The sequence below is a fragment of the Photobacterium sp. 53610 genome (genome assembly GCF_036409375.1).
GTDB lineage: Bacteria > Pseudomonadota > Gammaproteobacteria > Enterobacterales > Vibrionaceae > Photobacterium.
In genome coordinates this window covers 84,421-96,065 of record NZ_JAXOFS010000001.1, presented here as the reverse complement: position 1 = coordinate 96,065, position 11,645 = coordinate 84,421, and the positions used below count along the sequence as shown (strand labels likewise).

The 11,645-nt window shown below is 50.3% G+C and carries 12 protein-coding genes; 6 read left to right on the top strand and 6 right to left on the bottom strand.

Annotated features, from left to right (window positions below):
* Positions 1 to 41: 41 nt before the first annotated feature.
* The 3 genes from SPK40_RS00525 to SPK40_RS00515 form a co-directional block, all read right to left on the bottom strand.
* Complete coding sequence (locus SPK40_RS00525) at positions 42 to 167, bottom strand: hypothetical protein (RefSeq protein ID WP_330959088.1); 126 nt, start codon at positions 165 to 167, stop codon at positions 42 to 44.
* Positions 168 to 295: 128 nt separating this feature from the next.
* Positions 296 to 844, bottom strand: a complete 549-nt coding sequence (locus SPK40_RS00520) for an NAD(P)H nitroreductase (RefSeq protein WP_330959087.1) — start codon at positions 842 to 844, stop codon at positions 296 to 298.
* A 124-nt stretch (positions 845 to 968) separates the two neighbouring features.
* The gene (locus SPK40_RS00515; RefSeq protein ID WP_330959086.1) at positions 969 to 2,984 is read right to left on the bottom strand and encodes an NADPH-dependent 2,4-dienoyl-CoA reductase; all 2,016 of its coding nucleotides are present in this window, start codon (positions 2,982 to 2,984) and stop codon (positions 969 to 971) included.
* 214 nt (positions 2,985 to 3,198) lie between these two features.
* Between SPK40_RS00515 and sppA the strand changes: the two genes are divergently transcribed.
* The 3 genes from sppA to SPK40_RS00500 all read left to right on the top strand — a co-directional run bounded on the left by sppA (position 3,199) and on the right by SPK40_RS00500 (position 6,968).
* On the top strand, positions 3,199 to 5,052 hold the full coding sequence (sppA, locus tag SPK40_RS00510; protein WP_330959085.1) for a signal peptide peptidase SppA: 1,854 nt from the start codon (positions 3,199 to 3,201) through the stop codon (positions 5,050 to 5,052).
* 116 nt (positions 5,053 to 5,168) lie between these two features.
* On the top strand, positions 5,169 to 6,182 hold the full coding sequence (gene ansA, locus SPK40_RS00505) for an asparaginase (RefSeq protein WP_248141054.1): 1,014 nt from the start codon (positions 5,169 to 5,171) through the stop codon (positions 6,180 to 6,182).
* 111 nt (positions 6,183 to 6,293) lie between these two features.
* Complete coding sequence (locus SPK40_RS00500; RefSeq protein ID WP_256549295.1) at positions 6,294 to 6,968, top strand: glutathione S-transferase family protein; 675 nt, start codon at positions 6,294 to 6,296, stop codon at positions 6,966 to 6,968.
* A 31-nt stretch (positions 6,969 to 6,999) separates the two neighbouring features.
* Here SPK40_RS00500 and SPK40_RS00495 read toward each other — a convergent pair whose 3' ends face one another.
* Positions 7,000 to 7,299 carry a YeaC family protein gene (locus SPK40_RS00495; RefSeq protein WP_330959084.1) on the bottom strand — a complete coding sequence of 100 codons (300 nt, stop codon included), beginning with the start codon at positions 7,297 to 7,299 and terminating at the stop codon, positions 7,000 to 7,002.
* A gap of 282 nt (positions 7,300 to 7,581) precedes the next feature.
* Between SPK40_RS00495 and SPK40_RS00490 the strand changes: the two genes are divergently transcribed.
* Positions 7,582 to 8,394 (top strand): DUF2989 domain-containing protein, encoded by an 813-nt coding sequence (locus SPK40_RS00490; RefSeq protein WP_330959083.1) that lies wholly within the window; start codon positions 7,582 to 7,584, stop codon positions 8,392 to 8,394.
* A gap of 28 nt (positions 8,395 to 8,422) precedes the next feature.
* Here the strand turns inward: SPK40_RS00490 and msrB are convergent, their stop codons facing one another.
* A complete protein-coding gene (msrB, locus tag SPK40_RS00485) occupies positions 8,423 to 8,812 on the bottom strand; it encodes a peptide-methionine (R)-S-oxide reductase MsrB (protein WP_248141059.1) in 390 nt (129 codons plus the stop codon).
* A gap of 345 nt (positions 8,813 to 9,157) precedes the next feature.
* On the opposite strand from msrB, the gene gap reads away from it, so the two are divergent.
* Positions 9,158 to 10,153 carry a type I glyceraldehyde-3-phosphate dehydrogenase gene (gene gap, locus SPK40_RS00480; protein WP_248141060.1) on the top strand — a complete coding sequence of 332 codons (996 nt, stop codon included), beginning with the start codon at positions 9,158 to 9,160 and terminating at the stop codon, positions 10,151 to 10,153.
* A gap of 116 nt (positions 10,154 to 10,269) precedes the next feature.
* Positions 10,270 to 11,142 (top strand): D-hexose-6-phosphate mutarotase, encoded by an 873-nt coding sequence (locus SPK40_RS00475; protein WP_330959082.1) that lies wholly within the window; start codon positions 10,270 to 10,272, stop codon positions 11,140 to 11,142.
* A gap of 50 nt (positions 11,143 to 11,192) precedes the next feature.
* Here the strand turns inward: SPK40_RS00475 and SPK40_RS00470 are convergent, their stop codons facing one another.
* Positions 11,193 to 11,573, bottom strand: a complete 381-nt coding sequence (locus SPK40_RS00470) for a VOC family protein (protein ID WP_248141064.1) — start codon at positions 11,571 to 11,573, stop codon at positions 11,193 to 11,195.
* Between the last annotated feature and the right edge of the window lie 72 nt (positions 11,574 to 11,645).

Below are 11,645 nucleotides of genomic sequence, written 5' to 3'. Positions count from 1 at the left end.
ACTCCCAGCACTATAAAGAATTCACCACGCGGAGACAATCTTTACTGGATATAAACCCAGTACCAGTTCACAAAGCCAGCATCCGGATTCATCTGTTTTCGGCTCACCGTGGCATGCAGCAACCCTTTTGAGGCAAAACGAATCCCCTGATGAAGTCCGGCATACACCGAACTTTCTGAGTCTCACTCAATTAAGCGGAAATCAGGTGCCACCACATGGCGGACTCTGTCACCGAAGATCAGGCAAAACAAAAAAAGCAGCGTCAGACGCTGCCTTTTGGTCATCCTGCTTTGAGTCAGAGGTATTCGACAAACTGCGACAACTCACGTTCCGGTGCTTTCACTTCACGGCAATCTGCTGTGCCCAGATACAGAAAGCCAACAATCATGTCATCACCCTGCACGCCGAGCGCTTCTCTGACGACCGGGTGATAAGCCCAGCTGCCTGTGCGCCAGAAACCCGCGAAACCCTGAGCAACCGCTGCCATCTGCATCGCGTGGGCCGCACAGCCTGCTGAGATATGCTGCTCAACTGTCGGAATTTTTTCACTTGGCTGTACTTTCGCAACGACAGTAATCACCATCGGAGCCCGGAAAGGTGCCTTCGACGCTTTCTCAATGACGGCCTCTTCCGCCTGATCTGCCTTTGCAGCAGCTACCAGAATATCAGCCAGCTTTTGTAATCCTTCGCCTTCAGACACAATAAAACGCCAAGGTGTCAGGGCACCATGATCCGGCGCCCGCAGACCGGCACGCAGTATGTTTTCCAGCACTTCTCCCTGAGGAGCCGGGGCTGCCATTTTTGGCAGCGAGCGACGATTCAGCAGCAGCGATAACGCATCCATAAAAAGATAATTCCTTGATGATAACGATTCTTGTTAATTGACATACCATACCCGGCTAACTGAGTAACGACAACAAAAAAGAGGCTCCCGGGGGGAACCTCTTTTCATCTGGAACATGGTCTGTTTACAGGCGTGCTGCCAGCTCAGTTCCCTGGCGGATCACCCGCTTGGCATCGACCTCACCGGCAAATTCAGCACCGCCAATCACATGTACCTGAACGCCCAGCGCTTTCAGCGGCTCCGACAGCACCTCAACCGAGATCTGACCGGCACACAGCACAATATGATCGACTTCCAGAACCCGCTGCTGGCCTTCAACTGTAATATGTAAGCCCTGTGCATCAATCTTGTCGTAACTGACTCCGGACAACATTTCCACACCACGCTTCTGCAGCACTTTCTGATGGATCCAGCCCGTTGTTTTACCCGGTCCTTTCCCCATCTTGCCCGGGCGACGCTGCAACAGCCAGACCTGACGTTCACTGTGCTCGCTTTGTGGCGGACAGAGACCGCCGGCATGAGAGATGGTTTGATCAATTCCCCAGTCCTTCAGCCAGCTTTCCAGAGAGGTATCCTGAGGTTCGGTCAGCATACTGGAGACATCAACACCGATACCACCCGCCCCAATGACAGCCACCCGCTGTCCCAACTGCACTTTATCCCGAATCAGGGTCTGATAATCAATGACCTTATCACTGTCTTCCAGCCCGGGGATCGCCGGAATACGGGGTTTCACGCCGGTCGAGACGATTACATCATCATAACCTTGAAGCGTTTCAGCGCTGACTGCCTGACCCAGCTTGACATGAACACCCGTCTGCTCAAGACGACGGCTGAAATAGCGGATCGTTTCGCGGAATTCTTCCTTACCCGGTATTTGCATCGCCAGATTAAACTGGCCACCGATATAATCATTCTTTTCAAACAAGTCGACTTCAAAACCACGTTCAGCCGCAGCGGTCGCAAAAGCCAGACCCGCGGGACCGGCACCGACCACGGCAACTCTGCGCTTTTGAACCGCAGGTGCCAGAACCAGCTCGGTCTCGTAACAGGCCTGCGGGTTCACCAGGCAGCTCGCGCGCTTGCCAGCAAAAACATGGTCCAGACAAGCCTGATTACAGCCGATACAGGTATTGATGTCATCAGATCGGTTTTGTTCTGCTTTCACCACAAAGTCCGGATCAGCCAGGAACGGCCGGGCCATGGATACCATATCAGCCTGATTCGATGACAGAATCGACTCGGCCACTTCAGGGGTATTAATCCGGTTACAGGTCACCAGTGGAATCGAGACCTTACCTTTGAGCTTTTCCGTCACCCAGCTAAACGCTGCCCGCGGTACCTGGGTCGCGATCGTTGGTACACGCGCTTCATGCCAGCCGATCCCGGTATTTAAAATCGTAACTCCGGCGGCCTCTAAAGCCTGCGCCAACTGAACAACTTCATCATAAGTACTGCCCTGTTCGACCAGATCCAGCATCGACAGACGGAAAATAATGATAAAGTTTTTCCCAACACGGGCACGCACTGCTTTCACTAGTTCGATCGGGAAACGGACCCGGTTTTCATAACTGCCGCCCCATTCGTCGGTCCGGTGATTGGAACGCTGACAGATGAACTGATTAATCAGATAGCCTTCCGATCCCATCAGCTCCACGCCATCATATCCGGCTTCCCGGGCCAGTTCAGAGCTGCGTGCAAATGCATCTATGGTTTTGAGGATCTGGCGGCGGCTCATTTCCTTCGGGGTAAACTTTGAGATAGGTGCTTTAATACCTGATGCACTGACGGCAAAGGGATGCATCGCATAACGACCAGCATGCAGCAGCTGAAGGGCAATTTTACCGCCTTCCTGATGAACGGCATCGGTAATTACCCGGTGTGCTCTGACGGCCCTGCCACTGCTGAATTCAGCACTGAGCGGCGTCAGCCGGCCCCGGAAGTTCGGTGAAAACCCTCCGGTCACAATCAACCCCACCCCACCTCTGGCGCGGGCGGCATAAAATGCGGACAGCTTTTTAAAGCCATCATGAGCTTCTTCCAGACCGGTGTGCATAGACCCCATCAGCACCCGATTCTTCAGCTGTGTGAAGCCAAGATCCAAAGGTGCCAGCAAGTGCGGGTAGGTAACATTGTCCATAGCTTCCCTTTTCTCATTCATTTTTTATAAGGTCAGACCACCTATATAGCATAGGGTTAACGGTCATTCAAACACCTGTTTACATAATCTCAACAAACATCACTCACCTTCCTGTTTTCGTCCCGTGCTTTTTAGGTCGCAATAAAGCTAGTATTAGGTATTCGTACAGTGTCTCAGTTAGGATAGGCACTTAGATTCATTTTCGGGAAAGGCCATGAAAGTACTATTAAAAGGCATTGCTAAAGTGCTGCGCGGATGCTGGAAACTGCTCAGTTTCACCCGCCAGTTATTTTTCAATCTGTTATTTCTCGCTTTGATTGGGATTATTATCTTTGCATTTCAGGAAGGTGCGGAAGCGCCAGCCCTGCCGGACAAAGCTGCACTGGTGCTGGATCTGGATGGCCCAATTGTAGAAAAGCGTAGCTACGTCAATCCGTTTGATCAGGTTGTTGACAGTGCGCTGGGGCAGGTTCCTGTTCAAGAAAACGTCCTGTTCGATATCGTAGACACCGTTCGTGCAGCAGCGAAGGACGATAAAATTACCGGCCTGATCCTCAATTTAAAAGGAATGCCGGAAACCAGTCTGACCAAACTGCGCTATATCGCTAAAGCCATTGAAGAATTCAAGCAGGCTGGAAAACCGGTCTACGCAATGGGCGATCACTTCCGCCAGAGCCAGTATTATCTGGCCAGCTACGCCGATAAAATTTACATGTCTCCGGATGGCGGGGTCATGCTGACGGGATACGGCAGCTACTCGCTTTATTATAAGACCCTGCTGGAAAAACTGGACGTCACCACGCATGTTTTCCGGGTTGGGACCTACAAGTCTTTTGTGGAACCTTATACCCGGGACAATATGTCTGACGCAGCCCGCGAGGCAAATACCGTCTGGCTGAACCAGATGTGGGACGCCTACACGCAAGATGTCGCCCGCAATCGACAGATTGATGCGGGTATCCTGACACCTGAAGTGAAAGATCTGGTCAGTGAGCTGAAAAGTGTTCAGGGCGACTTTGCCCGGCTGAGTCAGAAAATGGGGCTGGTAGATGAGCTGATCAATCGTACCCAGTTGCGCCAGCAGTTTATCAAAGAATTCGGCAGCGATGGTGATCACGGCTTCAATCAAGTCAGCTACTACGATTACCAGCCGACAGTCGGCAGCCCGTTCCAGCCAAGTAAAAACGGGATTGCTGTCGTCGTTGCCAGCGGTGCGATTGTCGATGGCCAGCAGGCTCAGGGCAGCATCGGTGGTGATACTGCGGCAGCACTGCTGCGTCAGGCCCGGCTGGATGATGACATCAAAGCGGTCATCCTTCGTGTCGACAGCCCGGGCGGCAGCGCATTTGCTTCTGAAGTCATCCGCAATGAGGTGGATGCCCTGAAACTGGCTGGTAAACCTGTCGTGGTTTCCATGTCGAGCCTGGCTGCATCCGGCGGTTACTGGATTTCCTCCAGTGCCAGCGAGATCATTGCTCAGCCAACCACCATCACCGGCTCAATCGGTATTTTCGGCATTCTGGCCACCTTTGAAAAAGGACTGGAAAACATCGGTGTCTACAGTGATGGCGTAGGAACTACCCCATTTTCAGGCATCGGTATCACCCGCGGACTGCCGGAAGATGTCGCGGAAATTTTCCAGCTGGGTATCGAAAATGGCTATCAGCGCTTCATCAGTCTGGTCAGTGAAAATCGCCACATTTCGCTGGAAGAAACTGACAAGATTGCACAGGGCCGTGTATGGACCGGTCAGGATGCGCTGAAGCTGGGACTGGTCGATCGTCTGGGTGATTTCGATGATGCGATTGTTTCGGCAGCAAAACTGGCCAAACTGGATGATTATGAACTGCGCTGGATCGATCTGCCGCTCAGCCCGTTAGAGCAATTGCTTCAGGACATGACTTCAGAAGCCAGTGTCAAAGTCAGCCAGATGGTTGCAACCAAGATGCCGGCAGCCCTCCAACCGGCAATCCGTCAAATCGCAACTGATGTGAACAGTCTGAACAGCTTTAACGATCCGAAAGGGCAATATGCTTTCTGCCTCAACTGTAACAGCACAGGGATTTAAGCTTTCCTGTTCAGCGTGATGAAAAGTCCTGAAAGCCCGGTCTCACCGGGCTTTTTTTCATCCCGTTTCGCCGTATAATGCTGCTACCATCAAATCAACGCTGTACCCGTACTCAAATGACAAAAAAACATATCTATATCGCCTACACTGGCGGCACCATAGGCATGCAGAAATCAGCCCATGGCTACATTCCTGTCGCCGGTTTTATGGAACAGCAACTACAAAGCATGCCGGAGTTTCACCGCGCCGAAATGCCTGACTTTACGATCCATGAATATGCGCCTCTGATTGATTCTTCAGACATGACGCCTGAAGACTGGCAGCGCATTGCAGATGACATTCTGGCCAACTACGACAAATTTGATGGATTTGTGATTCTTCATGGTACGGACACCATGGCCTACACCGCATCTGCATTGTCTTTTATGCTGGAAAATCTGGGCAAACCCGTGATTGTAACCGGCTCTCAGATCCCGCTGGCTGAGCTGCGCTCAGATGGCCAGAGCAACCTGCTGAATGCCCTGCATCTGGCAGCCAATTATCCGATCAACGAAGTCACGGTATTCTTCAATAACCAACTGCTTCGCGGTAACCGCAGCACCAAAGCGCATGCGGATGGCTTCAATGCTTTCATTTCACCCAACCTGCCTGCGCTGATCGAAGCCGGGATCAACATTCAGGTAAAACAGACTGCGATTCTGAACAAGCAGCCGGAAGGGGATTTCCACGTACAAAAAATCACCCCCCAGCCAATTGGTGTGATCACTATGTATCCGGGGATTTCTCCTGAAGTGATCCGTAACACCCTGCGTCAGCCCGTCAATGCGATGATTTTGCTGACCTTCGGCGTTGGGAATGCCCCGCAGAATCCTGAACTGCTGGCTCAGCTGAAAGAAGCCAGCGACCGCGGCGTGATTGTGGTGAACCTGACGCAATGCCTGTCCGGAAAAGTCAACATGGATGGCTATGCAACCGGCTGTGCTCTGGCAGATGCCGGTGTGCTCAGCGGTTTTGACATGACCCGGGAGGCCGCACTGGCAAAATTGCATTATCTGCTGAGCCAGAACCTGCCAACGGAAAAAGTGCGCGAACTGATGCAGCAGGATCTCCGGGGTGAGCTGAGTCGCTGACCGCTGTCTGCATCACATCATCTGAATTCAAAGAGCCGCCTGAAGCGGCTCTTTTTATATCTCAGCTACACTTATAACAATTTCGTCCACTGGTTATGAGTAACGCTGATTATGATTCTGCATGGCGCATCTATCTCTCCGTTCGTCAGAAAAATCATGCTGGCCTTATCCTATAAAGGGCTGAGCTATGAGTTACAGCCACTCAACCCCTACCTTGAAAAAGAGCTGGCACATAAACGCCATCCGATGGGCAAAGTTCCCGTGCTGGAGCATGACAGCCTGACCATTATTGACTCTACGGTGATTGCGCATTATCTGGACGATCTCTACCCCGTCCCGCCACTTTACCCGGGAGATGCCGGGGAACGGGCCAAAGTCAGATGGCTGGAAGAGTATGCGGATACACGTCTGAGTGCACTTCTGGCCGGCGTCCTGTTTTATCAGCGGATACTCCGGGGCCAGATTCTGAAAAAAGAAATCGATCAGGAAGCAATCGATGACTGTCTGCAGTATCACTTGCCACCTGTGCTCAGATATCTGGAAGAACAAATACCGGACACGGGGTACATCTCCATACATTTCTCGATGGCAGAAATCTCACTCTGGAGTATTTTTCGAAGCGGCTGGATGGCCGGGTTAAGGCTGAACCATCATTACCCGAAACTGGAAGCTTATCTGGCGGGGATTGAGCAGGAACCCTGGATCGCGAACCTCATCACGGAAGAAGACCATGAACTCAGCGGGTTTTACTGTGCCCCTGTCTCATTCACTATTGCAGAATCCTGATTCTGTCAGTTAAAACAGGGGCTGAAAAAGCTTAACTTTCGTTGAGCGGGAAGCGGGCAATATCGGCGACAGGTGTTTCGGAATCTTCAACCGCAAACTCACGTTTCAGTTCGGCTTTGGACTTGAAGCGGATTTCCCCGCCGGCAGCAACTGTCATATGTTCAGCATCCGCATTGTGGCGTGACTGATATAACATGACCGCCTGCATGGTTGATTCTTTCTGTGCCTCCGTCAACGGGGTGCCATCCGCCCATTTTCCGGTTTCAACCGCAGCCAGCAGTCGCTGATATACCTCAGGCGTCATTGCCGCCAGGATCTGTTGAACATCCATTACCTTACTCCTCTTTTCGCCCGGTTTCGGGCAACTCCGCAATGGTAGGGCTACGATAATGACCTGAGCCGTTCAGTCAAGTGACCGCGATATTTTAGTTTTCTTTTGTTTTCGTGATCACACTGCAGCCAAGTCACATTTTTCTTCCTGTTTGACCCGTTTCTGCCGTCTTTTATTAGGGTATTCTTGACTGTAGTGATCCAACTGATGAGCAACGCACCACACATGACCACCTCAGGCCTAAAAGCTCGCAACCTATTGTTTTTATTATCAGCTATTTTGATGTTATCCGCCTGTCAGGATGAATTTAAAACGACGGATAGCCTCTGCGCTGCTTATCCCCAGCTTTGCGAAGGCCTGAATAATAATGATGGCCAGTGCCGTATTCAGCGAACGGATCTGATCTGGCAACGCTACAAACAAATGAAGACACCGACAGATATCGAGAAATTTCATACGCTTCAGTATACCCGTACCTATCAGGGATGTCTGGAGTATGCGGCTGAAATTGAACCGACCCGCTACAAAGAACGAAAATCAAACCGGGCAACCGCGCTGGTCAACAGCTATGAAATCGTCGAACAACTGACCGAAGAACTTGCTGGCTCTCAGGAACCCGAAATCATTTATGATCGCTGGAGCCGGGGCATTCATGAAGCCAAAGCAGAGTTTTTGAAACTGGAAGGATCCGGAAAACTGCAGACGCCGGATTTACAACTGGCACTGGCCTCTTTTTATACCGATATAGATAAAGACAAAACCCGAAAAATTCTGCTCAGGGCATTAGAGCTTTATCACGGTAAAAACCAGATCAAACCAGATATTATTCTCACACTGGCGACACAAGCTCATCAGCGCGGGGATAAGGCTGAAGCCTATTTGTGGTCACGGGTTGGCAGCCTGATGGGCCTTCCCGTTGCAAAAGCGGAGACTCTCGCACGCCTTTACCCGATGCCTCCGGAAGATAAAATTCATCTTGACCTGCAGGCTGACAATATCATTCAGAGTCTGAGTACTGGTCACTTCAACAGTATCACTGTCGAGAGAAACCTGAACGCACTCCCCAGCCTTCAGGCAGCCCCAACTTCAGGCTGAACCCATTTATCACGGGGGAGTGTAAGTGCTATTCCTGCTCGCAAAATTCCAGCGAGACCGAATTAACACAGTAACGCTCTCCTGTGGTTACCGGCCCGTCATCAAATACATGACCCAAATGACTGTCGCATGCAACGCAGCGAATTTCAGTCCGCTTCATCCCATGACTGGTGTCATTTAAATAACGGATTACACTGGAATTAACCGGCGCATCGAAACTCGGCCACCCGCAACCAGAATCATATTTTTGTTCAGAATGAAATAATGCAACACTGCAACAAATGCAGTGATATATCCCTGTTTTTTTATTATGCAATAACGTGCCTGAGAATGGTGCTTCTGTGCCACCTTCACGGCAGACATAATATTGCTCGTCGGATAATCTATCCTTCCAGTAAGCTTCTGATTTAAAAGTCATTCACTGTCCTGCTAACACAATTCCCCAAACCCGTCTCACTTTAAATTTGCCAATTTTCGCAACCATGGCACATACTTTTGCTCGAAAGGTTTTTACACCAAAACATTGCATTTAAGCATATCCACCTATATTTCGGGTACTAAATTAAAACTGAGCAACATTACTGATTACTTTGCCAGCACTTTCACAGGCTATTTTCAGCCTTCGCCCCGGATTGTAATAAAAATCCGAAAGTTTTTTGATTAAAGACAATTTGAGGTCTGTTTTTGCTTGCAGACCCGCGTGAGATTATGTAATTTTACTACCAGTTATCTTTCATTAGAAATTAAGTTGTGGAGCAACATAATGACTATCAAAGTAGGTATTAACGGTTTTGGCCGTATCGGTCGTTTCGTTTTTCGTGCTTCTGTAGAGCGTGATGACATCGAAGTTGTAGGTATCAACGACCTGATCGATGTTGAATACATGGCATACATGCTGAAGTACGATTCAACTCACGGCCGTTTCAAAGGCACAGTTGAAGTAAAAGACGGCAACCTGATCGTCAACGGCAAGACTGTACGTGTTACCGCTGAACGCGATCCAGCGAACCTGCAGTGGGATGCCATCGGTGTTGATGTTGTTGCAGAAGCAACTGGTATCTTCCTGACTGACGAGACTGCACGTAAACACATCGAAGCTGGTGCGAAGAAAGTTGTTCTGACTGGTCCTTCTAAAGACGAAACGCCAATGTTCGTTATGGGTGTGAACCACGAAAATTACGCAGGTCAGGACATCGTTTCTAACGCGTCTTGTACGACTAACTGTCTGGCACCTATCGCGAAAGTTCTGAACGACAAGTGGGGCATCAAAGACGGTCTGATGACGACTGTTCACGCAACGACTGCAACTCAGAAAACTGTTGACGGTCCTTCTGCGAAAGACTGGCGTGGTGGCCGTGGTGCTTCTCAGAACATCATCCCATCTTCAACCGGTGCTGCAAAAGCTGTAGGTAAAGTAATTCCTGAGCTGAACGGCAAACTGACTGGTATGGCATTCCGCGTTCCAACTGCAGATGTATCTGTTGTTGACCTGACTGTAAACCTGGAAAAACCTGCAACTTACGAAGAAATCAAAGCTGAAATGAAGCGCGCTTCTGAAGCAGAGATGTCTGGCGTACTGGGTTACACTGAAGATGCAGTTGTTTCTCAGGACTTCATCGGTGAAGTACGTACTTCTGTATTCGATGCTGACGCAGGTATCGCACTGACTGATACTTTCGTGAAAATCGTTTCTTGGTACGACAACGAGATCGGTTACTCAAACAAAGTACTGGATCTGGTAGCTCACATCTCTAAGTAATCCTTAGACGATGATTCAAAAGGCGGCTGTTGGCCGCCTTTTTGCTATCTGACGCCCAGAACGCGCAGACAGATAGCTGAGTTCAGAACATTTCTTGGCTTTATGAAGGAAACACGATGAACTTACGTCAACTCCCAACAACAAAAGTGCTTTCAGAACACATCAGTCTGTGCCGGCTGGACGGCATCGACGTAGTTCGGATCCTCCACCCGCAATGTCAGGCTGCAATTTCACTGTTCGGTGGCCATCTGCTGAGCTTCCGTCCCAAAGGGCATGAAGATGTCATCTGGATGAGCGAAGCGGCCGATTTCTCTGGTCACTCAGCAATTCGTGGTGGTATTCCGGTCTGCTGGCCCTGGTTTGGTAAAGTGGCCAGTCCTTCCCATGGTTTTGCAAGAACCAGCCTGTGGCAACTGGAAAGCTTCAATGATCATAAACAAGGCGTGACAGTTACCCTGACGCTGCATGACTCGCCGAAAACACACGCTATCTGGCCCTTCCGCTTTCTCAGCCGGCTTCATTTTGACTTGGGCGAAAGACTCAAAGTTCAGATCACCAGTACCAATACAGATTACCGTCCATGGACGATGTCCGGTGCACTTCATACTTATCTGAATGTCGGGGATATCACCCAGGCTAAACTGACCGGTTTGGGGAATGAGTACACCGATAGCCTAGCTGAGAATCAGCGTTTTCCGTCAAATGGAACACTTATGATTGATGATGCCGTGGACCGCCTCTATCCTGAATCGGAACCATCCATAATGGTTGAAGATCCCCCCCACTACCGTCGGCTGACCGTCAAAAACAGCGGACATAACAGTGCGGTCGTGTGGAATCCGTGGCAAGAGGCCTCAGCAGGCATGGCTGACATGACACCGGATGGCTACATCACCATGCTTTGTGTGGAATCCGCATTGGCCGATCAGGGGATCACTCTCGCCCCGGGCCAGTCGCACCACATCACGACAGAAATCAGTGCGGATTAAGAATACAGACTCAATTTCAGGGTTGAACCAGTTTATTGCTGGCCTGTTTTTCAGGCCAGCATTGTCGTGCTTGCTTCAATCAGCACCCATCCATTGCCATCCGGATCAGAGAAGGTTGCAAACCGTCCACCGATCAAAGTAACAATCTCTGACAAGCTGACCCCGCGGTTCGTCAATTCATCATAGGTCGAGGTGATATCATCGGTATGAACCACCAACCCCTGAACCGAGCCGGCCCGCATTCCCCCAAAAGGCATTACCAGGCTAATCGTCGTCTCTGCGCCTTTAGGTGCCAGCTGAATCCAGCGCTTATGGCTGTCTCCCTGATGATCCCTGATCAATTCAAATCCCAGTGCATCACGATAAAACTGAAGCGCCTGGCTCTGATCCGAGACCGGAATTGACACCGTATCAACCCGTGAAATTGGCATGAACAACCCTCCCCTCAAGCTACACATTTCTAGCTTATGTCAGAGTTGTTGATTCAGCTCAAAAAATAAGCA